This is a genomic window from Rhizobium alarense (assembly GCF_021555155.1).
Taxonomy (GTDB): Bacteria; Pseudomonadota; Alphaproteobacteria; order Rhizobiales; family Rhizobiaceae; genus Rhizobium_D; species Rhizobium_D alarense.
In genome coordinates, this window is record NZ_JAKGBU010000044.1 from 3,647 (window position 1) to 27,156 (window position 23,510).

The 23,510-nt window shown below is 65.4% G+C and carries 25 protein-coding genes; 13 read left to right on the forward strand and 12 right to left on the reverse strand.

Features of this window, described 5'->3' with window-relative positions; all coding sequences use genetic code 11:
• Positions 1 to 133: nucleotide-binding domain containing protein (locus tag LXM94_RS26190; protein WP_329605612.1), on the forward strand; the 133-nt coding region annotated here is incomplete at its 5' end.
• Positions 130 to 768 carry a 3-oxo-tetronate 4-phosphate decarboxylase gene (gene otnC, locus LXM94_RS14670; RefSeq protein WP_235772214.1) on the forward strand — a complete coding sequence of 213 codons (639 nt, stop codon included), beginning with the start codon at positions 130 to 132 and terminating at the stop codon, positions 766 to 768. The genes LXM94_RS26190 and otnC, both read left to right, overlap by 4 nt.
• Positions 769 to 781: 13 nt before the next feature.
• Here otnC and LXM94_RS14675 read toward each other — a convergent pair whose 3' ends face one another.
• Both LXM94_RS14675 and LXM94_RS14680 read right to left on the reverse strand, forming a co-directional pair.
• Positions 782 to 1,261, reverse strand: coding sequence for an anthrone oxygenase family protein (locus LXM94_RS14675; RefSeq protein ID WP_235772215.1), 480 nt, complete (start codon positions 1,259 to 1,261; stop codon positions 782 to 784).
• A gap of 2 nt (positions 1,262 to 1,263) precedes the next feature.
• Positions 1,264 to 1,560: a hypothetical protein gene (locus tag LXM94_RS14680; RefSeq protein WP_235772216.1), complete on the reverse strand. Its 297-nt coding sequence runs from the start codon at positions 1,558 to 1,560 to the stop codon at positions 1,264 to 1,266.
• Between the two features lie 88 nt (positions 1,561 to 1,648).
• Here LXM94_RS14680 and LXM94_RS14685 point away from each other — a divergent pair, with 88 nt between their 5' ends.
• The 4 genes from LXM94_RS14685 to LXM94_RS14700 all read left to right on the forward strand — a co-directional run bounded on the left by LXM94_RS14685 (position 1,649) and on the right by LXM94_RS14700 (position 6,815).
• Positions 1,649 to 2,443, forward strand: a complete 795-nt coding sequence (locus LXM94_RS14685; protein ID WP_235772217.1) for a DUF1194 domain-containing protein — start codon at positions 1,649 to 1,651, stop codon at positions 2,441 to 2,443.
• Positions 2,444 to 2,542: 99 nt separating this feature from the next.
• Positions 2,543 to 2,770 carry a hypothetical protein gene (locus LXM94_RS14690; RefSeq protein ID WP_235772218.1) on the forward strand — a complete coding sequence of 76 codons (228 nt, stop codon included), beginning with the start codon at positions 2,543 to 2,545 and terminating at the stop codon, positions 2,768 to 2,770.
• Between the two features lie 250 nt (positions 2,771 to 3,020).
• Complete coding sequence (locus LXM94_RS14695; protein ID WP_235772219.1) at positions 3,021 to 4,214, forward strand: aromatic ring-hydroxylating oxygenase subunit alpha; 1,194 nt, start codon at positions 3,021 to 3,023, stop codon at positions 4,212 to 4,214.
• A gap of 810 nt (positions 4,215 to 5,024) precedes the next feature.
• On the forward strand, positions 5,025 to 6,815 hold the full coding sequence (locus tag LXM94_RS14700) for a methyl-accepting chemotaxis protein (RefSeq protein ID WP_235772220.1): 1,791 nt from the start codon (positions 5,025 to 5,027) through the stop codon (positions 6,813 to 6,815).
• Positions 6,816 to 7,000: 185 nt separating this feature from the next.
• On the opposite strand, the gene LXM94_RS14705 is transcribed toward LXM94_RS14700, so the two are convergent.
• Positions 7,001 to 8,425 carry an aminotransferase gene (locus LXM94_RS14705; protein ID WP_235772221.1) on the reverse strand — a complete coding sequence of 475 codons (1,425 nt, stop codon included), beginning with the start codon at positions 8,423 to 8,425 and terminating at the stop codon, positions 7,001 to 7,003.
• Positions 8,426 to 8,656: 231 nt separating this feature from the next.
• Between LXM94_RS14705 and LXM94_RS14710 the strand changes: the two genes are divergently transcribed.
• From LXM94_RS14710 to LXM94_RS14720, 3 genes are read left to right on the forward strand one after another with little or no spacing between them, the layout of a single operon-like run.
• A complete protein-coding gene (locus LXM94_RS14710; RefSeq protein WP_408015647.1) occupies positions 8,657 to 9,574 on the forward strand; it encodes an ABC transporter permease in 918 nt (305 codons plus the stop codon).
• Entirely contained in the window at positions 9,571 to 10,395 is an 825-nt protein-coding gene (locus LXM94_RS14715) for an ABC transporter permease (protein ID WP_235772222.1), read from the forward strand. The genes LXM94_RS14710 and LXM94_RS14715 overlap by 4 nt, the downstream gene beginning before the upstream one ends.
• A gap of 24 nt (positions 10,396 to 10,419) precedes the next feature.
• Positions 10,420 to 11,514 (forward strand): ABC transporter ATP-binding protein, encoded by a 1,095-nt coding sequence (locus LXM94_RS14720; protein ID WP_235772247.1) that lies wholly within the window; start codon positions 10,420 to 10,422, stop codon positions 11,512 to 11,514.
• A gap of 16 nt (positions 11,515 to 11,530) precedes the next feature.
• On the opposite strand, the gene LXM94_RS14725 is transcribed toward LXM94_RS14720, so the two are convergent.
• The 4 genes from LXM94_RS14725 to LXM94_RS14740 are packed head-to-tail and all read right to left on the reverse strand — an operon-like array spanning position 11,531 to position 15,433.
• Positions 11,531 to 12,826 (reverse strand): flavin monoamine oxidase family protein, encoded by a 1,296-nt coding sequence (locus LXM94_RS14725; protein WP_235772223.1) that lies wholly within the window; start codon positions 12,824 to 12,826, stop codon positions 11,531 to 11,533.
• Entirely contained in the window at positions 12,826 to 13,908 is a 1,083-nt protein-coding gene (locus tag LXM94_RS14730; RefSeq protein ID WP_235772224.1) for a substrate-binding domain-containing protein, read from the reverse strand. The genes LXM94_RS14725 and LXM94_RS14730 overlap by 1 nt, the downstream gene beginning before the upstream one ends.
• Positions 13,909 to 13,937: 29 nt before the next feature.
• Positions 13,938 to 14,603, reverse strand: coding sequence for a TetR family transcriptional regulator C-terminal domain-containing protein (locus LXM94_RS14735; protein WP_235772248.1), 666 nt, complete (start codon positions 14,601 to 14,603; stop codon positions 13,938 to 13,940).
• A 35-nt stretch (positions 14,604 to 14,638) separates the two neighbouring features.
• Positions 14,639 to 15,433 carry a methyltransferase domain-containing protein gene (locus LXM94_RS14740; protein ID WP_235772225.1) on the reverse strand — a complete coding sequence of 265 codons (795 nt, stop codon included), beginning with the start codon at positions 15,431 to 15,433 and terminating at the stop codon, positions 14,639 to 14,641.
• A gap of 176 nt (positions 15,434 to 15,609) precedes the next feature.
• Here LXM94_RS14740 and LXM94_RS14745 point away from each other — a divergent pair, with 176 nt between their 5' ends.
• The 4 genes from LXM94_RS14745 to LXM94_RS14760 are packed head-to-tail and all read left to right on the forward strand — an operon-like array spanning position 15,610 to position 20,251.
• A complete protein-coding gene (locus LXM94_RS14745) occupies positions 15,610 to 17,229 on the forward strand; it encodes a phytoene desaturase family protein (protein WP_235772226.1) in 1,620 nt (539 codons plus the stop codon).
• Positions 17,216 to 18,775: a phytoene desaturase family protein gene (locus LXM94_RS14750; RefSeq protein ID WP_235772227.1), complete on the forward strand. Its 1,560-nt coding sequence runs from the start codon at positions 17,216 to 17,218 to the stop codon at positions 18,773 to 18,775. Before LXM94_RS14745 ends, LXM94_RS14750 begins: the two co-directional genes overlap by 14 nt.
• 5 nt (positions 18,776 to 18,780) lie before the next feature.
• A complete protein-coding gene (locus LXM94_RS14755) occupies positions 18,781 to 20,004 on the forward strand; it encodes an aminomethyltransferase family protein (protein ID WP_235772249.1) in 1,224 nt (407 codons plus the stop codon).
• Positions 20,005 to 20,011: 7 nt separating this feature from the next.
• Positions 20,012 to 20,251: a hypothetical protein gene (locus tag LXM94_RS14760; RefSeq protein ID WP_329605610.1), complete on the forward strand. Its 240-nt coding sequence runs from the start codon at positions 20,012 to 20,014 to the stop codon at positions 20,249 to 20,251.
• Between the two features lie 48 nt (positions 20,252 to 20,299).
• On the opposite strand, the gene LXM94_RS14765 is transcribed toward LXM94_RS14760, so the two are convergent.
• The 5 genes from LXM94_RS14765 to LXM94_RS14785 form a co-directional block, all read right to left on the reverse strand.
• Positions 20,300 to 20,608: a type II toxin-antitoxin system RelE/ParE family toxin gene (locus LXM94_RS14765; protein WP_235772229.1), complete on the reverse strand. Its 309-nt coding sequence runs from the start codon at positions 20,606 to 20,608 to the stop codon at positions 20,300 to 20,302.
• The gene (locus LXM94_RS14770) at positions 20,605 to 20,871 is read right to left on the reverse strand and encodes a CopG family ribbon-helix-helix protein (RefSeq protein WP_235772230.1); all 267 of its coding nucleotides are present in this window, start codon (positions 20,869 to 20,871) and stop codon (positions 20,605 to 20,607) included. The genes LXM94_RS14765 and LXM94_RS14770 overlap by 4 nt, the downstream gene beginning before the upstream one ends.
• A 107-nt stretch (positions 20,872 to 20,978) precedes the next feature.
• Positions 20,979 to 21,716: an aspartate/glutamate racemase family protein gene (locus tag LXM94_RS14775; protein WP_235772231.1), complete on the reverse strand. Its 738-nt coding sequence runs from the start codon at positions 21,714 to 21,716 to the stop codon at positions 20,979 to 20,981.
• A gap of 7 nt (positions 21,717 to 21,723) precedes the next feature.
• Positions 21,724 to 22,545, reverse strand: coding sequence for an ABC transporter permease (locus tag LXM94_RS14780; protein ID WP_235772232.1), 822 nt, complete (start codon positions 22,543 to 22,545; stop codon positions 21,724 to 21,726).
• A 1-nt stretch (position 22,546) separates the two neighbouring features.
• Positions 22,547 to 23,479, reverse strand: a complete 933-nt coding sequence (locus LXM94_RS14785; protein WP_235772233.1) for an ABC transporter permease — start codon at positions 23,477 to 23,479, stop codon at positions 22,547 to 22,549.
• Between the last annotated feature and the right edge of the window lie 31 nt (positions 23,480 to 23,510).

A 23,510-nucleotide genomic window follows, 5' to 3' on the forward strand; every position in this document is an offset into this window, starting at 1 on the left:
CGCGATCGGACCGGAAATCGACCCCGGCGTGCCCTGGACCGCAAGCCTCGGCGGCGAGCCGGCGCTGGCGCTGAAATCCGGCAATTTCGGCGCCGACGACTTCTTCCTGAAGGCCTGGGAGCTTTTGAAATGACCGCTGTCCTTTCCGAGGAAACGAGAACCCGCGACGCCATCGTCGCCGTCGGCAAGTCGCTCTTCGAGCGCGGCCTGACCTTCGGCTCGACCGGCAATATCAGCGTGCGGCTCTCGACCGGCGAGATGCTGATGACGCCGACCAACGCCTCGCTCGGCGCGCTCGACCCGGCGCGGCTCTCGCGCTTTTCGGCCGAAGGCGTGCACACCGCCGGCGACACGCCGACCAAGGAAGCCTTCCTGCACCAGTGCATGTATTGCAAGCGGCCGGAACATGCCGCCGTCGTGCACCTGCACTCGACCCATTCGGTCGCCGTCAGCATTCTCGCCGACGTCGATCCCGAGGATGCGCTGCCGCCGCTCACCGCCTATTATGTCATGCGAGTCGGCGCGCTGCCGCTGGTTCCCTATTTCCCGCCCGGCGACACGGCGCTTGCCGAAGCCGTGGCGCTCAAGGCGGAGAAGAGCCACGCGGTGCTGCTCGCCAACCACGGCCCCGTCGTCGCCGGCAGAACGCTCGCGGACGCGCAATATGCGACCGAGGAACTGGAGGAGACGGCCAAGCTCTTTCTCCTGCTGCGCGGCTCGGCCATCCGGCCGCTGAGCGACGAGCAGCGGCGGGCCTTGCGGAGATGACCGCCGGCCGCCGTCATGCGAGGCGGTAGGCGAGCACGAACAGGCCAAGCGAGAGGATCGACGCGACCGTGCGCACGTGGTTCCACAGCGTCCAGACGGAGAGATAGCGCTGCCAGAGCGCAGCAGCGTCCGCGCTTCCCGGTGCAGCCGCCGCGAGCGCATCGTTGAGCGGCACGTTGACGGCGACCGTCACGCCGATGACGCCGACGAGGAAGACCAGCCCGGCGGCGATGAGCGGCATCGCTGCCGGTCCGCCCTGCAGGAAACCGACCGCGACAAGGACGAGCGCTGCAAGCGCCGTGCCGAAGAAGGCAAGGAAGAACAGCGGGTTCTGGATGACGACATTGATGGCGTTCATCGCCGCGATGCCGTCGGCCGCCGGCAGCCGTGCAAAGGCCGCCATGATGCAGACGGAGAAGATGAAGAAGAGCCCCGCATTGAGCCCGGCGCCGATGGCGGCGGCGAAGGTGAGCGGTCCTACAATCGTGGCCATGGTCATGCCTCCCAGATGCCGGTTGCAGCCGCCGCGCGGGCGAAGCCGAAGAAGCCGCACGGCGATTGGCCGGGCACGCGTTCGACGTCGCCGGTCACGCTCTCGTTGCGGCCGTCGAGAACGTGGGTGACGAGCCAGATATAGTCCGCCGATCTGCGCTCCGCCACGAGCAGCATATTGAAGCCGCCGATGTCCACGCGGTTGTAGCCGATGTCGCGGCTGATGGCGATCGCCGCTGCGAGCGGTCGCCTCAGCGACGGTCCGGCGCCACCTCTTGATTCGGCCTTTAGCCGCTCCATTTCACCGAGAGTTGAACCGCCGCCGGTCGGTCGTCCGCAACGGCCGTGCTACAGTCCCCTACCGATCGAGTCTCCCGGGGTGAATGTCATGCGGATTGATGCCCTTGCCATCCTGACATGCCTTGCATGGGCGGCACCCGCGCCGACAGTGGCAGCCGACGAGGAGGTGGATGTCGAACTCGTGCTGGCGGTCGATGTTTCGGGGTCCATGGACCTGGAAGAGGCGCAGATCCAGCGCGACGGATATGTCGCCGCCCTTACCCACCCGGACTTCTTGACCGCGGTCCAGAGCGGGCTGACCGGCCGCATCGCCATCACCTATTTCGAATGGGCCGGCAGGATCAACCCGGAGTCCTTCACGGCCTGGCAGATCATCTCGACCGCCGAGGAGGCCGAGACCTTTGCGGCCCGGCTCGACGAGCGGCCGATCATGACGCGGCGCGGCACGTCGATCTCCGCGGCCCTGACCTATGCCGTGCCGCTCTTCGACGGCAACGGTTTCGCCGGCATGCGGCGCGTCATCGATGTCTCCGGCGACGGGCCGAACAATTTCGGGGCGCCGGTGACGCCGGCGCGCGATGCGGCCATCCAGCTCGGCATCGTTGTCAACGGGCTTGCCATCATGGTCCGGCCGTCCGTCGCCTATGGCGCGCTCGACCGCTACTACGCCGATTGCGTCATCGGCGGCCCGGGCGCCTTCGTTCTGCCGGTGCACAAGCGCGAGGACTTCGCCCAGGCGATCCGCCGCAAGCTGATCCTCGAAGTCAGCGGCCGAGAAGCGCCGGCGCGCATCGTGCCCGCCGCCGCCGCGGACTGCATGATCGGCGAGCGGCTGCGGCCCGGCCTCTTCCTCGACCGCATCTCCCCCGAGATGCAGCGCTAGCGGCCCTGTTCCATGCGAAACAGCGCGTGGCTTTCTCCCGTGGGATAGTCGGATCACTGGATGGAACGAACCATCCGCCGACCCCAGAGGAGAACCGCAATGCGCAAGATCATGCTGTCCGCCGTCGTCGCCACCGTCGCCGCCGTTTCCTTCGCCGCACCGTCGCAGGCCGGCGGCGTCTATTTCGGCTTCGGCCACGGCCATCACCACGGCGGCTACGTCACCGTCTATGACGGCTATGGCTACGGCCACTGCCACTGGAAGAAGATCCGCCGCTACAACAAGTGGGGCGACCTCGTCATCAAGCGCGTCCGCGTCTGCCGCTGACCCCTTCTTCGGCAAACGCCTGTGAAGAACCGGCCGGCCCCGCGGCCGGTTCTTCCGCGTTTTCGCACAGGACATGCCGGCCGATCTCGGTCGCGCAAGTGCCCGGTCCGGCTGGAAAATTGGCGCCGGAGTCCCGGCAGCGGCCGGTGAATTCCACATCCATAGATCCGAAGCGTCATCACAAGCTATTCCATTTTAACGAAAAATGTGAAATGGTTGAATGAACGTTCAACAAAGACGGGGCAAAACAATGAATGAGGTGGTCCGCGACATCTCCGTTCCGAACGACTGGGACAGGAGCGGCCTGCCCGGCTGGTGTTATCATAGCCCCGCTCTTCTGGAGCTCGAGAAGCAGCATGTCTTCCGCGAGCACTGGCAGATCGCCTGCCACGTCTCGGACCTGCCCGACCCCGGCAGCTACGTCACGATGGACGTCATCGGCGAACGGGCGCTGCTCCTGCGCGGTCAGGACGGCGAGATCCGCGCCTTCCACAACATCTGCCGCCATCGCGGCTCGCGGCTGGTCGCAGACGACCGCGGCGCCTGCCGCAATGCGCTGGTCTGTCCGTTCCACGGCTGGGTCTACAATCTCGACGGCACGCTGCGCGGCGCCGCGCGGCCCCGTTCCTTCCCGCCGCTCGACAAGACCGAGTTCGCGCTGACGTCGCTCGAATGCGAGATATGGCAGGGCTTCGTCTTCATCCGCTTCGCCCCCGGGCCGCAACCTTCGGTGGCCGCGCTGATGCAGCCTTTCGAGCAGGAGCTGTCGCATTACCGCGCCGCCGAAATGGTCCCGGCGGGCGCGATCTGGACGCAGGAAACGCCGGTCAACTGGAAGTCGGTGCGCGACGTCGACAACGAGGGCTACCATGTGGCCATGGCGCATCCGGCGCTGCAGGACCTCTACGGCTCGACCTACTATGACGAGCCCTTCGTCAACGGCCTCTGCCGCTCCTTCGCCACTTACAATCCCCATGCCGGACGGCGCTGGAGCGTCGGAAAGTATGTGAAGATCGCGCCGGACAACACGCGGCTGCCGGAGCACCTGCGCAAGGCCTGGATCTATTTCGGTCTCTTCCCGAACGCCGTCATCGCGGTGACGCCCGAGACCGTTCAGTTCTACCAGGAATTCCCGGTCGACGTCGGCCGCACGATGCTGCGCGGCGCCGTCTACCGCTACCGCGAGGAGAGCCGCGAACAGCGCGCCGCGCGCTACCTCGCCCTCCGCATCGACCGCGACACGCAGGCCGAGGACGTCCAACTCACCATCTGGTCGAACGAGGCGATGACCTCGAATGCCTTCGCCGGCTTCTACCTCTCGGATCTCGAATACGGCGTCAGGACCCACCACGACCACCTGCGCCGCGTGCTGCCGGTGATGACGCTTTCCGAAGCGCCGGAGGAAAAGGACCTGGCGGCGGCGGATGCGGCGATGCGCCGCTGAGGATGCGCGCGCGGCAGCGAGCGAACCTCGCCGCTCACAGCGGGAGGAGATCATGAAGCGCCAGGTCCGGTTCGTAACCTCTCCATCGAACCCGTATTCCGAGCGCATCAGCCGGCGCGCAAAATCGGGTTCGCCATTGGCTCGTGCGGAGGATATCGGAAGGCCGTTCAGGTTTGCGAAACTCAAGTTCGAAGCAGTCGGTGTGAGGCACCAGCCTGTCGGATTCGCTAAAATTGACAAAAGTAAAAAATAGTAGACCTGACGCAAAATTCTCCCACAATACATCAACTAGAGGATGAAACTTCGATGAAAATTTCATAAAGTTGCATATATATTTTGCAATCTGCACAAAAATGGTCGGCTGCGCAGCAAATTTCATAATTCGTCAATATCTAATAAGCCTAATAACAGTATCTGAATGAGATATTCGATCGCGCCGGCATGAAGCCGGCTTCGGACCAGAACAATTCCCATACACGCGTCGACACGCACTTGCGTTCAGCCTGCTTTTGCAACGGCGGAATGCTTCCTGCGGGCGACAGTTCTCCCCAAGGACAACGGTGACTGAAATCGTTTCGTTCAGGAAGAAGGCCCGATATCTGCAGGGCAGAAGCGTGCAGGCCGCAGAACCGCTTGCGAAGACCGGTCACCTCGGAAGCCTGGAGCTTCTGAAAGCACGGGATTACCTGATCCAGGCACGTGCTGACCTTGGAATCGCAAAAATCGACTTCACAATATCCTACACCACCCCGTTCAACCGTCGACCGCGCGTCAGGCCGCATCTCGGACGGTTCTTTCCAGGAGAGATACATGAAAGCGTTCAGTTTCGGCATCGGCAGTGACGCCCGTCACGTCCTGCAGGCCATGAGCCGGTCACAGGCCATTATCGAATTCCGGCTCGACGGATCGATCCTGCATGCCAACGAGAATTTCTGCCGGGCGCTCGGCTACGAGTTGAGCGAGATCGTCGGAAAACATCACCGCATGTTCGTCGACCCGGCGGAAGCCGCAAGCCCGGACTATCGGCAGTTCTGGGAAAAGCTCGGCCGCGGCGAGTTCGATCAGCGCCAGTATCGGCGCATCGGCAAGGGCGGCAGGGAAGTCTGGATCGAGGCATCGTACAATCCGGTAAGCCGCGGCGGGAAACCTTACAAGGTCGTGAAATTCGCCACCGACATCACGGCGCAAAAACTGCGCGCCGCAGAGGATGCCGGCAAGCTCGAGGCGCTTTCCCGCGCGCAGGCCGTGATCGAGTTCACGCCGCAGGGCGAGATCCTGACCGCCAACCAGAACTTCCTCACGACGCTCGGCTACCAGTCCACGGAAATTGCGGGCCGCCACCACTCCATGTTCTGCGAGCAGGGCTACGCCCAAAGCGCGGACTACCGGCAGTTCTGGGAGCGCCTGCGGGCTGGCGAATTCTTCTCGGAAGAGTTTCTGCGAATCGGCAAGGGCGGCAAGAAAGTCTACATCCAGGCCTCTTACAATCCGATCTTCGACATGAACGGCAAGGTGTTCAAGGTCGTGAAGTTCGCCACCGACGTCACCGGGCGCGTCGAGAATGTCGAGGCGCTGGCCTACGGCATGCAGCAACTGGCGGAGGGCGACCTCACCGTCGCGATCCGCAGCCCCTTCATTCCGACGCTGGAACGCCTGCGCTCGGACTTCAACAATGCGGTAACCAAGTTGCAGAGCACGATGCGTTCGGTCGAGCAAAATGCCGAGGCGATCGCTGCCGGCTCGAACCAGATCAGATCTGCCGCCGACGACCTCTCAAAACGCACGGAGCAGCAGGCGGCATCCGTCGAAGAGACCGCTGCCGCACTGGAAGAGATCACCACGACCGTTTCCGACTCCAGCCACCGGGCCGAGGAAGCGGGCAAGCTGGTCGCAACGACGCGCGAGAACGCGGAACGGTCCGGCGAGGTGGTCCGCAAGGCGATCACCGCGATGAGCGAAATCGAGAAATCGTCCGGAGAAATCTCGAACATCATCTCCGTCATCGATGAGATTGCCTTCCAGACCAATCTCCTGGCGCTCAATGCCGGCGTCGAAGCGGCGCGGGCGGGCGAGGCAGGCAAGGGCTTTGCCGTCGTCGCCCAGGAGGTCCGCGAACTGGCGCAACGCTCGGCCAAGGCGGCCAAGGAGATCAAGGCATTGATCAATACGTCCGGCGAGCAGGTGCGCGCGGGCGTCGAGCTCGTCGGGCATACGGGTCAGGCTCTGAGCCAGATCGTCCGGCAGGTCCAGGACATCAATTCGAACGTCTCGGCGATTGTCGACGCGGCGCGCGAACAGGCGACGGGACTGAAGGAGATCAACACCGCGGTCAACACCATGGACCAGGGAACGCAGCAGAATGCCGCGATGGTCGAGGAGTCTACCGCCGCAAGCCACAGTCTCGCCAAGGAGGCGTCGGCCCTTTTCACCCTGATCGGCCAGTTCAAGCTGGGCGAAGGTTCGAGGGGGAATGTTCCGGCCGTCGCCAACGAGCGGCATCGACCGGTCCCCTCTCCGGCACGTCAGCTGGCAGGCAAGGTCGCCCGATCCTACCAGGGTGCCCAGGCCGCCAGCGTGCAGGAGTCCTGGGAGGAGTTCTGAGCAATCGGGCTCGGGTTGCGGAATTCTGCCGGCCTGCCATCGGTCCGGCGGTCATGCACGCCAAACAAAAGAGGGTCCGCGCAAGCGGACCCAATGACGTCAAGGCCGGGGAATGTGCCTGGACGACGTTGCCCGGGGGCAGAAGAGCAGGCCTGCTGACCGATGCAGCCGGCCCTTTCGTCCCGTCAGCCGTTCCACAGCCCTTCGCGGGTGAGATCGTCCATCGTGAGCTCGATGCCCCTGCGCAGGATCGCGGTCATCTCCTCGATCTGGTCTGGCGAAATCGTCAGCGGCGGTGACATCACGCACATGTTGATGAGCGGCCGGACGAGCAAGCCGAGGTCGTGGCAGTGCCGGTCGATGCGCTTGCCGACTTCGAGATCGAGTGTCAGCGGATTGTTGCTGAAGCGGTCGGCGACGCATTCGACGCAGGCCATCAGCCCCATGCCGCGCACCTCGCCGACGAGCGGCAGGTCCTCGAGCGCCTTGAGGCTCTTCTGGAAATGATCCGAGACGGAACGGGCGTGTTCCAGCAGCCCGTCTTCCAGGATGTCGAGGTTCTTCAGCGCCACGGCACAGCCGACGGGATGGCTCGAATAGGTGAGCCCGTGCGCGAACATCGCCTCCGTATGGTTGGACCGCCGCAGATCCTCGAAAAGCCGGCCGGCGATCATCACGCCGCCGAGCGGGAAGTAGCCCGATGTCACGCCCTTGGCAAAAGTGATCATGTCCGGTTCGATGTCGAAGACCGCCTTCGACGCGAAGACCTCGCCGAGCCGGCCGAAGGCCGTCACCACCTCGTCGGCGATGAACAGGATGCCGTTTTCCCGGCAGAGCGCGTGCATGCGCTTGAGATAACCATCCGGCGGAACGATGACGCCGCCGGATGCCATGATCGGCTCGGCAATGAAGGCGCCGATGCGCTCCGCCCCTGTCGTCTCGATCACCTGGCGGAACTCCGCAACGAGGAAATCCGCAAAGGCTTCAAGGCTCATGCCGGCAGGCCGGCGGAACGGATCCGGACAGGTGAGCTTCACCACCTGCTCGCCCGCGCTGTCCATCCAGTCGTGGTCGCGCGGCCGGCCGTTGAGCGAGGCCGACAGATAGGTCGAGCCGTGATAGCCGCCCTGGCGCGAGACGATCAGTTTCTTCTCCGGCCGGCCCCTTACATTGTTGTAGAACTGCATGAAGCGCAGCGCCGTCTCGACGGCCGACGAGCCGCCGGTCGTGTAGAAGACATGGTCGACACCGTCCGGCGCATGGCCGGCAAGCCGCCCGGAGAGAATCGCCGAAGGCGCGTTGGTCGTGTACCAGGGCGAATTGTAGGAAAGCTCCATCGCCTGCGACGCCATGACGTCGGCCAGCGCCCTGTTGCGGTGGCCGGCATTGACACACCACATGCCGGCCGGACCGTCGATCAGCCGCCGGCCGGCGGCGTCGGTGACATAAACGCCCTCGCCCGCCTCGATGCGCCCGCGCGCCTCCGCGCCGATCGAACCGGCGACCGGCCACGGCTGCACGAGATGCCGTTCGGCGATCCGTGTCAGATCGTCGGCGGGGAAATCGTCCGCACCCCTGCCTTCTCCCGCCGCCTTCGGTATCGCCGCCATGACATTCTCCCTCTATTCCATCAGGATCGATTTGGAACAAGAACATGAAAAGTCAGAAGTTTTCTCAACATATTGAATGTTCATTCAATCAATATTGCAGAAATAGCACTTGATTTCAATGGGCATTTGGGCGCATGCTCGCTTCCGGGAACAGCAAACAGCCGAAAAGGCAGGCACAATGGGAAAAGCAGCTCTTGCATGCCGCAGGTGTTGTCGAAGGAGACCGCGCCGATGACGGCGGCGGCGATCGGCACGCTCGCCGAAGCGCCCCCCGAGGCCGGGCGAACCCGCTGGCGGGACGGCGAGGAGGCGCGTGGCCTGGCGATGATCTCGCCCACCCTGCTCTACGCGCTCGCGCTGCTGTTTCTGCCCGTCCTCATCGTCATCGCCTACAGCTTCTGGACCCAGGACTACCTGACGATCGACCGGACCGTCACCCTCGAAAACTACCGCCAGGCGCTGACCGAGCCGATCTATCGCGACCTCTTCATCCGCTCGCTCTGGATTTCGCTCGCCGTCAGCATCGTCACCGTCGTCTTCTCCTATCCGATCGCCTGGTTCATCTCCTTCCATGGCGGCGTCCACAAGAACCTCTGGCTCTTTCTCGTCACCGTGCCCTGCTGGACGAGCTATCTGCTGCGCGTCATGTCCTGGAAGGTCATCCTCGGCTACGGCGGCGTGATGAACACGGGGCTCAAGTCGCTCGGCATCATCGAGCAACCGCTGACCTCCCTGCTCTACAATTCCAACGCCGTCGTGATCACGCTCGTCCATAGCTGGGCCGCCTTCGCCATCCTGCCGATCTACGTCTCGCTGCAGAAGATCGACCGTTCGCTGATCGAGGCGGCGCGTGACTTGGGCGACAGCCGGCTGCGTGCCTTCCTGCGCGTCACGCTGCCCCTGTCGCTGCCGGGCGTCATCTCCGCCTTCCTCATCGTCATGATCCCGACCGTCGGCGACTACGTGACGCCGCGCCTCGTCGGCGGCAAGGACGGCGTGATGATCGCGACCGCCATCCAGGCGCAGTTCGGCAAGGCGGCGAACTGGCCGCTCGGCGCCGCGCTTTCCGTAACGACGATGATCCTCGTCTCCCTTGTCGCTGCCGCCGTCGTGCTCGGCCTGCGGTCCGTCGTCCGGAGGATCCGATGACCGCACTCACCCGACGCCTTGCCGTCCTGCCCTGGCTGCCGGCCTATGTGGCCCTCTATTTCCTGTTCCTCTATCTGCCGATCCTGCTGCTGCCGATCTTTTCGTTCAACAACGCGGCGACGACCACCTTCCCGCTCGCCGGCTTCACGACGAAGTGGTACGCCTCGCTCGCCGGCAATTCGGAGATGCAGGGCGCCGCCTGGAACAGCCTGGTCGTCGGCATTTCCGTCTCGATCCTGTCAACGACGCTCGGCATCTGCGCCGCCCGCGCCGTCACGCGCTACCGCTTCCGCGGCCAGAAGGCGGCGACCGGCCTCATCATGGCGCCGCTCTTTCTGCCGGAGATCATCGTCGCCGTCTCGCTTCTGATGATCGTGCTGGCGCTCGGCGTCCAGCTCTCCCTCGTCACGGTCATCCTCGGCCAGACGGTCTTCTGCGTGCCCTATGCCATGTCGGTTCTGATCTCCGGCTTCGAGGGTTTCGACCGCAGCCTTGAGGAAGCCTCTTTCGATCTCGGCGAAACGGCGATCGGCACCTTCCGGCGCGTCACCCTGCCGGTCGTCGCCCCGGCCATCCTGTCGAGCCTGCTCGTCACCTTCACCATCTCGCTCGACGAGTTCATCCTCGCCTTCTTCCTCTCCGGCACCGAACCGACGCTGCCGGTCTATATCTGGGGCCAGTTGCGCTTCGCGGCGAAGCTGCCCGGCGTGCTGGCGCTCGGCACCATCATGATCGCCGCCACCGTCGTCCTGCTCACCGTCGCCGAAATCCTGCGCCGCCGCGCCGAAGCGCGCACCGAGGCGGCCCGCGTCGCCCCCTAGGAGAACCCGATGCCCGAACGCACCATGATCGCGATCGAGAACGTTTCGAAATACTACGGCATCTACAAGGCGCTGGACGACGTCTCGCTCGACATTGCCGAGGGCGAATTCTTCTCGCTGCTCGGCCCTTCGGGCTGCGGCAAGACCACGCTGTTGCGCGCGATCGCCGGCTTCGACGTGCCGTCGAACGGCGAGATCTATATCGACGGCGTCGCCTCCACGCATCTGCCCGCCAACCGGCGGCCGACCAACATGGTCTTCCAGAACTATGCGATCTTTCCGCATCTCGATGTCGGCGAGAACGTCGCCTACGGGCTGAAGCGGCTGAGGCTCGGCGACAGCGAGGAGCGGCGCCGCGTCGACGAGGCGCTCGGCATGGTGCGGCTGACGGGACTCGGCAAGCGCAAGGCGCACGAGCTTTCCGGCGGCCAGCGCCAGCGCGTGGCGCTCGCCCGCGCGCTCGTCATGCGGCCGAAGGTGCTGCTGCTCGACGAGCCGCTCTCGGCGCTCGACAAGAAGCTGCGCGAGGAGATGCAGGTGGAACTGCGCATGCTGCAGAAACAGGTCGGCATCACCTTCATCCTCGTAACGCATGACCAGTACGAGGCGCTCGCGCTGTCCGACCGCATCGCCGTCATGTTCGGCGGCAGGATCGCCCAGATCGCGACGCCGAAGGACATCTACCAGCGGCCGCGCACCCGCAAGGTCGCCGATTTCCTCGGCGGCATGAACTTCCTCTCCGGCCGCCTCGCCGGCGAGCAGTCCGGCAGCGTCTCCGTCGAGGCGGCGAAATTCGGCACGATCAGCCTCGCCAAGCCGCAGGGTTTCGCGGCCGCCAACGGTCGCGTGACACTCGGCATCCGCCCCGAGCGCCTGCGGCTTCTCTGGGACGACGCCCACGCGCCGAACGAACTCAAGGGACGTGTCGAGAACCGCGCCTATTTCGGCGAGGTCACACATCTGACGGTCGGCGTCGACGGCCTGGAGCAGCCGCTGTCCATGGTGGAGACCAATGACTACGGCGCCGACGACCTGCCGATCGGCGCCGAGATCCGCCTCGCCTACGACCCGGACGCGTTCGTGCTGCTGTCGGAGGATCCGCCGGTGGAGCGGGTATGAACGAGCGGTCCGGCGTTCAGGCCGACGCGCCTGCGGTCCTGGCGGCAAAGGAAGACAGCACCCGGTCCGCCGCAGCCCGGCCGGCGACAATCGCCCCCTCCACATAGCCGGGAAAGGACGGCGCGATCTCCGAGCAGGCGAAGTGGACCGGCGGCTGGCCTTCGAGGAGCCGCGCTTCCGCGGCGTAGCCGTCCATGGCAAGGATGCAGTCGCTGTAGCCGCCGCCGCTCCAGTCGTCGTCCGTCCAGTCGCGCATGACCACGTCGCGCGCGTCGCGGGCCTCAGGGCCGAGCGCGGCGGCGAGCCGGTCCAGCATGTCCGCACGCGTCGCCGCCTCGCCCGCCGGCCGCCAGAGCTCCGCCGTCGGCCCGCCGGCAAAGACGACCAGCACCGCCTCTTCGGCGCTCCGGCTCACGTCGCAGCAGAAGAGGCCGATCGGCTCGCGCCACATCACCATGCCGCTCAGACCCCGGTCGCGCCAGAACGCACGGCGATAGCGCACGAAGGCCTTGACCACCTTGCCGCTTTCCCAGGCGGAGAGCGCGCCGGCGAGCGGTTCGGGAAGCGGCGGGTCGCAGGCGATGCGCGCGGCCATCACCGGCGGCACGGCAAGGACAAAGCAACGGGCGGCATGGCGACTGCCGCCGGCCAGCACCTCGACGCCGGCCGCGCCGTGCACGATCCGCTCGACGGGCGCGTTGAGCCGCAACCGGTCGCCGAGCGTCGCCGCGAGCCGTTCCGCGAGCCCATGCATCGTCTCGCCAAGCGAATACTGCAGTTCCGGCACATCATTGGTGATGCGCCGGTCGTTGGAGGCGAGGTACCAGAGCGGCAGGCGGCGGGCCGGCTGGCACCACAGGCCCTCCACCAGTGCGCGGAACGCGCTGCGGCCCTCCGCGCTTTCGCCCTGTCCCGCGAGCCAGTCGGCGACATGCAGGCCGGCAACGGCCGGATCCGCGGGATCGAGCGCGTCGATGCGCGCCCTCAGCGCGGCGAGTTCGTCATGGATGCGCGCCGTCTCCCGCGCGTCGACGGGCGGTTGCAGCAGCGACATTCCCGTGACGGGCGTGGGCACCGGCGTCGTGCCGAGACGGCGCGCGAGCGCCATGACGTTCGGCATGTCGTCGCAGAGAAACTGGCCGCCCGTGTCGAGCCGCAGGCCATCCGGCAGCGTGACGGACTCGACCCGCCCTCCGACCCGGTCGCGGGCCTCGAGAACCAGCACATCGCAGCCGGCATCCGTCAGGCTCCGCGCAGCGGAAAGGCCGGCAAAGCCGGCCCCCACCACGATCACATCAAGCGGCTTTGCCATCAATAGCCCGATTTGATCTTCTCGAACTCGGCGATCATCTTCTGGCGAAGTTCGGTCGGCATCGGCGCCTGGAAGAGCGTGTTTGCGACAAACTGGTCGACATTGTCATAGCCCTTGTCGGCGAGGATCTTCGCATCGACGGCTGCCATGCCCTTGGCGTTCGAGTGGCCGTAGCCCCAACTCTCGACCATGTAGGCGGCGATCGCCGGATCGGTCACGGCGTTCATGTAATCGTAGGCCTTCTCTTCGCTACCCTCGGCGCCCTTGAGGCGCACATAGCCGCAGACCCAGGTGGAAAGTCCCTCGGCCGTGTCCTTCTTGATCGCCGCCGGAACGCCATCCGCCTGGAGCGTCGTCGCCGTCTCGTTCCAGGCCCAGGCGAGATCGACCTCGCCGCTCGCCATGGCCTGGCTGAGATCCGTATTGTCCGTCCAGTAGAGCCGGACGTTCTTGTGGACGTCACGCAGGAAGTCGGAGGCCTGCTTGAACTGTTCGTCGGTCAGCGTCGTCCAGTCCTTCACGCCGATGGCGAGGCTCGCCAGCGCATAGGCGTCGTCGACATTGTCGCCGATCGACACGCGATCCTTGAACTTGGGATCGGCAAAGGCCTTGAGCGAGGCGACCTCCTCAGGCTTCACCGTGTCGGTCCGATAGGTCAGCACCGTGTTGCCCCAGTCGAAGGGAATCATCCAGGCGGTACCGTCCGCGGAGGTCATCAAATCCTTCATCGCCTTCAGACCCGGCAGGGTGTCGTTCCAGGCCGTGAGCTTGGCGGTGTCGAGCGGTTCCAGCAGGCCGGCCTCGCGCCATTTGACGACGCTCTGCGAACAGGGATGGGCAAGATCCGCCTTGAAGCCGGCACGCAGCTTCTGAAAGGCTTCCTCCTCATCGCCGAAGAAGGAGAAGTCGGGCGAGCCTTCATATTTCCCGGTATAGGCCGGATGGAAGGCCGGATCCTCGTAGCCGGACCAGTCGAAGACGGTCAGGGTATCGGCGGCCGCTGCGGGGAATGCCGCCGAGAGCGCCAGCGTGGCGGCGCATGCGGCCGAGGTGAAATGTCCTGCAATCATGCGAATGGTCATTGTCTGCTCCTTCCCCGTTTTCGGGTTCCCTATTTTGGTCCCTGGTAGCTCACATGGTTCGGAAAGGCGGTAACGATGAAGACGATCGCCGCTTCGTGCGCCGTCTCGCGCGTCGTGCCGTCCCCCATCATCAGCCTCAGCCACAGCCCTTCCAGCATGGCGCACAGCGAAAGCGCCATGGGCTCCGGTGCATAGTCGTAGCCGCCTTCGGCCTTCAGCTCGGCGCAGAGCGCGATCACCGTCTCCTGGTATTTCACGTCGCGCGCGCCGCAGAGCGCCTGGTAGGTCGGGCGCGACTTGGCCTCGCCCCAGAAGGCGCACCAGGCAGCGAGCTTGCGCTTCGTGCAGATGCGGCGATCGAAATCGGCGGCGACGACCGCCCAGAGCCGGTCCGCCGGCCGCGGACCCGCCCGGTCGAGTGCCGCCTGCCAGTGCACGGCATACTCGTCGGCCATGTATTGCAGCGTCGCGACAAGCAGCTTTTCCTTGCTTTCGAAATGAAAGTTGACGATGCCGCGCGAGAGATTGGCACCATCGGCGACATCGGCGAGCGTCGTCTCCGAATAGCCGCGTTTGGCGAGCGAATCGATCGTCGCCTCGATCAGTTGCTGACGCCTGGTTTCCTTGGACGCCTTGCGCCCCTTCCGCTCACCCTCGGCCGCATCCTGCTCGGCCGCATTCACCCGCATCTTCATGGTCACCTTGCCCTTGGGATTGCGCAGCGTCACGGTCACGGAGCCCTCCCGTTCGGCTTGCTGCCGCGCAGATGAGTGGGGCAATGTTCGCCCGAGTCAAGAACCTTCTGCATGGCGGCCCAGGTGCGGATATTCTTCTCGACATAGGCCTCGCCGACGGCCGCGGCGGCCTCCGCATAGAGCGACCCCCTGAGCCGCTCCAACTCGCCGCGCGCCACCTCCCGGTACCAGGCGTTGCGGTTTTCCGCCGATGCGTCGACGAAGCCGGCGGCGGTCATCGCGGCCAGATAGCGGCGCGGTGACGCCATGCCGAAGCTCAGGCCCTCGGCCGCGACATAGGCCTTCATGTCGTCGGACGGCTCGCCGTCATGCGCGATCAGCCAGTCGGAGGCGGCAAGGCGGCCGCCCGGCTTCAGCACGCGATAGAGTTCGCCGAACAGCCATTCCTTGTCGGCCACGTGGATCATCGCATCCTTGGAGAACACGAGGTCGAAACTGTCGTCGTTAAACGGAAGCCGCCCCGGCGGGCTCGCGACGAACTGGACGACGGAAGCCAGCCCCGCCGCCGCGGCCGCCGCGCGGGCGCGGTCCACGACAGGCTGCTCGACATCGTAGCCCACAACGCCGGCGGGATCGTAGGTCCGCGCGATGTGCAGCGAGATGCCGCCGGCGCCGCAGCCGAAATCGAGCACCGTCCGCCCCTTGAGAGCAAGCCCCATCAGCACGCGATCGACCTCCGCGGAGCCGCCCGGCGAGAGATAACCCTCCCCCCAGAGCGCCTCGAGAAAACGGATCGCCGCCTCGTCGTATTCCGGCTCGCGTTCACCCATGCCCGACCCCGCAGACCCCATGCCGACCCCTATCCCCCTGCATTCGCCAACATCGCTTCGTATCGAAATTCTAGCGCATAATCAGATGATTGCAATATACTTGCTGAATATTCATTCAAAATCTCTGGACAGGATTTTGCTTTTGATGCAGCCTTTAAGCAGAGGGAGAACATGCGATGCGCAAATTCGATGTGCTGATCGTGGGCGGCGGCCACAACGGCCTGGTGACGGCCTGTTACCTGCAGCGCGCCGGCCTTCAGGTGATGGTTCTGGAAAAGAACGGCTGGGTCGGCGGCGCGGCGACAAGCCGCGAGCTGACGCCCGGCTTCCTCTATTCCAACTGTTCCTATGTCTGCTCGCTCTTCCGCCCCGAAATCATGCGCGACCTCGAACTGCCGAAACACGGGCTGCAGGTCATCTCCTATGAGGGCGGCGCCGTCTTCACCCGCGACGGCGACTATCTCGCCTCCTACCGCGACCACGACAGCCACCGCCGCGAATTCGCCCGCTACTCGAAGCGCGATGCCGAGGCCTACGAGCGCTATGCCCGCGACGTGACGCGCCAGTGCCGTTTCATCCAGCCGCTTTTGATGCGCACCGCCCCCGACTCCTTCGGCTTCCGCCCGCGCGACATGTCCGAACTGCTCTATCTCGCGAAGAAGTTCGGCGAGTTCAGCCCGCACGAAATGGCCGAGACGCTGCGCTTCTGGACCATGTCGATCTCCGACTTTCTCGACGAATATTTCGAGACGGATGTCATCAAGGCCTACCTGGCGCTGTCGGGCATCATCGGCACGGCGCTCGGGCCGATGTCTCCGGGCACCGCCTATGTGCTGCTGCATCACTATATGGGCGAGGTGGACGGCTCGGTCGGCGCCTGGGGCTATGCCCGCGGCGGCATGGGGGCGATCACCCAGGCGCTCGCCCGCTCCTTCGAGGCATCCGGCGGCACGATCCGCACCGATGCCGAAGTCGACAAGATTCTTACCCGCGGCGGACGCACCACCGGCGTGGTACTCGCAAACGGCGAGGAGGTGAAGGCGAACCGCGTCGTCTCCAATGCCGACGTCAAACGCACATTCCTGAAGCTCGTCGACGAGGATGCGCTGCCCGGCGACTTCGTCCACCGCGTCAAGCACTTCAAGATGCGCGGCTCGTCGGGCAAGGTGAACATCGCGCTCGACAGCCTGCCGGAATTCCCGGCGCTGCCTGGCGGATCGACCTGCATCCGCGGCGACATGCATTTCACGGACTCGGTGGAGCGCATGGAACGCGCCTATGACGACTGGAAGGCCGGGCGCTGGTCGGCCGATCCCTTCCTCGACATGATGATCCCCACCCTGCTCGACCCGACCATGACCTCGCCCGGCAAGCATTTCATGAGCTGCTTCGTGCAATATTGCCCGCCGAAGGTGGAAGGCCGCGACTGGACGGATGCGGACAAGGCGGCCTTTGCCGACACCGTCGTCAATCAGATCGCGCAATATTCGCCCGGCTTCCGCGACCGCATCGTGCATATGGAAGTGCGCACGCCGCGCGAGATCGAAAACGAGGTCGGCCTGACGGAGGGCAATATCTTCCAGGGCGAACTGACCTTCGACCAGTTGCTGTTCAACCGGCCGGTGCCGGGCTATGCGCAATATCGAAGCCCGATCGCCGGGCTCTATATGTGCGGCTCCTCCACGCACCCGGGCGGCGGCGTCATGGGGGCGCCCGGACGCAACGCCGCCGCCGAGATCCTGCGCGACCTCAAGCGCTCCCCCGATGAGATGAGCAAGGCCCATGACGTCCTATGATGCGATCGTGATCGGCGCCGGCCACAACGGCCTCGCCGCCGCCGCCAAGCTCGGCGGCGCGGGCCGCCGGGTGCTGGTTCTCGAGGCCGCCAACGAACCGGGCGGCGCCATGCGCGGGCGCGAATTTTCGCCGGGCTTCCGCTCGGCGGGGCTCGCCCACCTCGTCAACCGCCTCGATGCCGAAGTCGCGCGCGACCTCGGTCTCGGCCTCACCGCCGGAACCGGCACGATGATGCCGACCGCCGTGCTCGGCGGCGGCGAACCGGCCGTGCTGCGCGGCGCCTATGGCGAGATGATCGACGGCGTCTCGGCGGCGGAAGCAAAAGCCTTCGCGGCGCTGCGCGACAAGCTGACCTTCCAGGCCGGCATCCTCAAGCGCTTCCTGCGCCGCGCGCCGCCGCAGATCGGCGCGATCTCCATGGGCGACATCCGGACGCTCGCCGGGGCCGGGCTCGGCGTGCTGCGCAAGGGCCGTGCCGAAGGCCGCGACTTCCTGCGCATGCTCCTGATGAATGTCGCCGACGTCGCCGACGAATATCTGGCGGACGACCGCTTGAAGGGCCTGCTCGCCTTCGACGCGACGCTCGGCATCCATCTCGGCCCCCGCTCGCCGACCTCACTGCTCGGCCTCTACTACCGCCTGACCGGCGATGTTGCCGGACGCACCGGCGGCCAGTTCATCCCCGAGGGCGGCATGGCGGCGATTGCGCCCGCCTTCGTCCGGGCCGCCGAAAAGGCCGGCGTCACCATCCGCTGCGGCACGCCGGTCGGCCGCATCCTTGCCGATCGCGGCAAGGCGGGCGGCGTGGTGCTGGCAACCGGCGAGGAGATTTCGGCGCCGGTCGTCGTCTCGGCGATCCATCCGCAGGCGACCTTCCTGACGCTCGTCGACCCCGCCGAAAGCGGCACCGGCTTCGTGCGCTCCGTCAGGAACATCCGCTCCTTCGGCAATGTGGCAAAGCTCGACCTGGCCCTTGACCGTAGGCCGGCCTTCACGGGACTGCCCGAGGCGGACCATGGCGGGCGCATTGTCGTCAGCCGGTCGATGGTGCATGTCGAAAATGCCTTCAACCCGGCGAAATATGGCGAGTTCTCGCCCGATCCGGTGATGGAGATCGTGCTGCCGAGCCTCGCCGATCCGACGCTCGCACCCTCCGGAGCCTGCACGCTCTCCGCACTCGTGCAATACGCACCCTATCGGCTGAAGATGGGCTGGGAGGCCGGCAAGCCCGCCTTCCTGAAGATCGTTCTCGACGTGCTGGAGCGGCATGCGCCCGGCATCGGCAAGACCATCGTCGCCGCCGAGCTCTCCACGCCTGTCGACATCGAGGCGGAGTACAATCTGCCGGGCGGCCACTGGCATCACGGCGAATTGCAGCCCGACCAGCTTCTGATCAACCGTCCGACGGGTGCGGCCTCCGGCTATGCGACGCCGATCGAGGGACTTTATCTCGCAAGCGCCGGCGCGCATCCGGGCGGCGGTATTTCCGGCCTGCCCGGCTGGAACGCCGCGCGCCACATCATTTCTTCGGGAGGCAGGCGATGAACGCCATGAGCAAGGGAGCCGCCGAGCTTCGCCGCGCGGCCCGCAACCACATCCTGACGCCGCGCCTCGAAACGCCGTTCCATCCGCGGCTCGAGGCGCTGAGCGAGGTCAACGACTGGTACAACTGGGCCGGCTACAAGGCGCCGCATTCGCTTTTCGACCCGGAACTCGAATATTTCGCGATCCGCTCGACCGCCGCGCTCTTCGACATCTCGCCGATGGTGAAATACCGGATCGCAGGCCCGGACGCGGAACGTTACCTCAACCGGCTGACCTTGCGCGACGTGCGCAAGCTCGCCGTCAACCGGGTGCACTACACCGCCTGGTGCGACGACCACGGCCATGTGCTCGACGACGGCACGCTGTTCCGCCTGGGCGACGAGGAATTCCGCCTCTGCTGCCAGGAGCGCCATCTGCCCTGGCTGCTCGACAGCGCCATCGGCTTTGCGGTCGACATCCGCGAGGAAACCGAGGAAGTGGCCGGCGTGGCCTTGCAGGGACCGACGAGCTTTGCCGTTCTGGCCGCCGCCGGCTTTGCGGAAGCCGCGCGGCTGAAACCGTTCGACATCGCCACCTTCCCGCACGAGGGCGGCACCGTGACGATCTCCCGGACGGGTTTTACCGGCGATCTCGGCTACGAACTCTTCGTGCCGCGGGCGCTTGCGCTCTCGCTCTGGGACCGGCTCTGGCAGGCGGGCGAACTGCACGGCATCCGCGCCATCGGCTACGGCGCCCTGAACCAGACCCGTATAGAGGCGGGCTTCATCGTCGCCAATGCGGATTTCGTCACCGCCGAGGGCGCGCTTCGCGCCAACCGGGTGCGCATGCCGGACGAAATCGGCCTCGACTGGCTGGTCGATCCGGACAAGCCGAACTTCAACGGCCGAAAGGCGGTCCTGGAAGCGCGGCGCAGGCAGACGTTGAAGCGCATCCTCGTCGGTCTCGAAATCGAAGGCAATGTGCCGGCCGAGCACGCGATCGTCTATCACCGCAAGAAGCGCGAGGTCGGGCTCGTCACCGCCGGCATCTGGTCGCCGACCGCCAAGCGCAACATCGCCATCGCCACGCTCGACCGGCCCTACGGCTCGAAGATCGTGGACGACCTCTGGGTGGAAATCTATGCGCTCCGCGAACTGCGTTATCAAAAGCTGATGAAGCGCGCCAAGATCGTGCCCCGCCCCTTCGTCAAGCTCGCACGACGAACGGCGACCCCGCCCGCCCTGAAATGACCGGATGATGGACGACGAGACCCGAGAGAACTGGACGCTGGTCCGCACACCGCCCGGCACCGAATGGTCCGGCCGCACCCGCTATGCGGCGGCGATGTTCTTCTTCCAGAAGGGCGAGATGAACGTGGAGGTGCTGGAGGTCTACCGCATCTGTTCACGGCTCGACGGCGAGGACCCGCTCGACGTGCTGCGGCGATGGAAGATCGGGGCGGAGTGGGTGGAACGGGTCCGGCGGTCGGGGACGTGACCTGCCTTCGAAAGCATCCGGTAAGCACCGGCACGCTGAGCCAGCCGATCAGCCCGGCCATTTCCCGGCGGGCCAGTCGCGGGCCGTATGGATCACCCGCAGGATGACGATGGTTTCGCGGCCGGCAAGATGCCGCAACTGATAGGATATGACATAGGGAAGCCGGCTTATGGACTTCTCGTAGGTGCCCGTCACGCGACCCGGCCGCCCCGTCGCCTTTTCGCCGAGAGCAATGCCGGCATCCCGTATCTGGTCGGCGACGCGAAGCGCTGCGGCCGGATCGTCCCGCACAATGAAAGCCACCTGCTGCTTGAGATCGTCCAGCGCCGCACGCGACCACTGGACCGGGCTCGTCATGCCTTGTCTTTCGCAGGATTTGCGGCATCGATGACGGCATAGACCTCGGCCATCGCCAAGTCGTGCGATACCGTCCGGCCGGCTTCGGCATCCGCAATGCCCGCATGGATGCCCTCGATGATCTCAAGCTCGCGCTCGACATAGGCGGCAACCGCCTCGCCGGCCAGAAACGACTTGCTGCGCTGCGTGCCGGCGGCAAGCCGATCGAGCTTGTCCTTGACATCGGGGCGAACCCGTATGGTCATTGTGGTGCTGGCCGGCATCGCGACAGTCCTTGTGCTGAGATGTGTACACCTTAACACAGGATGTTCCAATCATCCAGTAGGACCGGAACTCCAGCGCTTTCATGGCAGTTGACGACATTGCCGCCTCACGCCACCTTCGGCGCAAAGACGCTCATCTGCCCGGCATAGGCCTTCGCCAGTGGCGCGGCATAGGACCCGCGTTTGCTCGTCGTCAGCCGCTGCGCCACCAGCGCCTCCGCTTGCTTGACCGCCGCAGACACCCCGTCGATGACGGGCACGCCATAAAACTCCTGAAGCTCGTAGGCGAGGTCGGCCATGCCGGCGCAGCCGAGCACGATGGCTTCGGCGCCGTCCTCGTCGAGCGCCCGCTCGATCTCGCCCCTGAGCCTGCCGAGCGCGCCGGATGCCTTTTCCTCCAGTTCGAGAACGGGAATGTCGGCCGCCCGGACCTTTGCCCGGTGACCGGATCCATAACGGCGCGACAGGTCCTCGATCAGCACGCGGGAGCGTTCCAGCGTCGTGACCACCGTAAACCGCTGTGCCAGAAAACCCGCCGTCGCCAGGGCGCTTTCGCAGAGGCCCAGAACCGGGATCGACGCCATGGCACGCGCCGCATCGAGCCCCGTGTCGTCGAAGCAGCAGATCACCACGGCGTCGGCGCCGGCCGCCTCGCCGCGGCGGATCTGCTCGATCAGGCCCGGCAGCGCCAGTGCACCGTCATAGTGGCCCTCGATGGAGGCCGGTCCCATCTGCGAGGTCGCCGCCACGATCTCGGTCATGGGACCGGCGACCGCGCGCGCTGCCGCGGCGGCCTTGTCGGTCATGGATTGGGTCGTATTCGGATTGACGAGCAGGATGCGCATGGAATGCCTAAAGCGCCCGATCCTGCCGCCGGCGCAGATAGTAGATCGTGCCGAGCGTGCCGAGGATCACGGTGAAGGAGAAGAGGGTCGTGACGGTGCCGAGCGCGTAGAGCACCGGCGTCGTGACATTGGTCGTCATGCCGTAGATTTCGAGCGGCAGCGTGTTGTAGGTGCCTGATGTCATCAGCGTGCGGGCGAACTCGTCATAGGAGAGCGTGAAGCCGAAGAGCCCGACGCCGACGAGGCTCGGCGCGATCATCGGCAGGACGACATGGCGGAAGGTCTGCCAGGACGAGGCGCCGAGATCGCGCGCCGCCTCCTCATAGGCCGGCGAGAAACGGTTGAAGACGGCGAACATGATGAGCACGCCGAAGGGCAGCGTCCAGGTGAGATGCGCGCCGAAGCCGGAGGAATACCAGGCGGGACGCAGGCCGAGTTGCTGGAAGACGACGCCGATGCCGAGCGAGACGATGATCGACGGCACGACGAGGCTGGCGACCGCAAGATAGAAGACCGGTGTCGCGCCGACGAACTTCCGCCGGAAGGCAAGGCCCGCCAGCAGCGAGACGACGACGGTGACGGCCATCACCATCAGGCCGAGCGCGAAGGACCGGCGGAAGGACGCACCGAAGTCTCCGACCGCCTGCTGCTCGAAGAGATTGCCGAACCAGTGCAGCGACACGCCGTTCAGCGGAAAGGTCAGCCCCCCGTCCGGTCCCTGGAAGGAGAGGATCAGGATCGCCGACAGCGGGCCGTAGAGGAAAAGTACGAAGAGCGCGAAAAAGGCGGCGAGCAGGTAGAAGCCGAGGGTGCGTTTCTCGTGGTTCATCTCAAAGCTCCTTGCGGATGTCGACGACGCGCAGGATGCCGGCGACCATGATGAGGACGAGGACGAGCAGCACCACGGCATTGGCGGCGGCCGCCGGATATTGCAGCAGCGACATCTGGTTCTTCATCATCAGCGCGACGGACGCGCTCTGCCCGCCGGACATCACTTGAACGGTCGAGAAGTCGGCCATCACCAGCGTGACGACGAAGATCGAGCCGATCGCCATGCCGGGCTTGGCGAGCGGGATGATGACGTTCCAGAGGATCTGCCAGTCGGTGGCGCCGGCGTCGCGCGCCGCTTCGACCAGCGACTTGTCGATGCGCATCAGCGTGTTGAAGATCGGCGTCACCATGAAGAGCGTGTAGAGATGCACCATGGCGAGCACGACGGCGAAATCGGAATAGAGCAGCCATTCGATCGGCGCCGGGATGATGCCGAGTTCGACCAGCGTCGTGTTGACGAGGCCGTTCCTCCCGAGCACCGGGATCCACGAGATCATGCGGATGATGTTCGAGGTCAGGAACGGCACGGTGCAGACGAGGAAGAGCACCATCTGCATCGTCGTCGTGCGGATGTGGAAGGCAAGGAAATAGGCCGCCCAGAAGCCGATGAGGAGCGTCAGCGCCCACACGATGACGGTGAATTTCAGCGTGTTGAGATAGGTCTTCCACGTCACCCAGGAGCCCAGCACCTCCTCGTAGTTGAGCGTCATGAAATCCGGATAGAGCCCGGCGAAGTCGTAGTCCCAGAAGCTGACGACGATGATGGTCAGGATCGGCAGGACGAAGAAGAAGCCGAGGATGAGGAGCAGCGGCAGGGCCTGCAGATAGGAGGCGATACGGGCGGCAAGCCGCGCCAGGCCGTCATAGGCCGAGGCGCCGCTTCGGTTCTCCGCGACGGGCGCCTTCTCTTCCGGCGATGCAAGTGCAGTCATGGCAGCGTCTCCGTAAGGGGCGAACGACCGT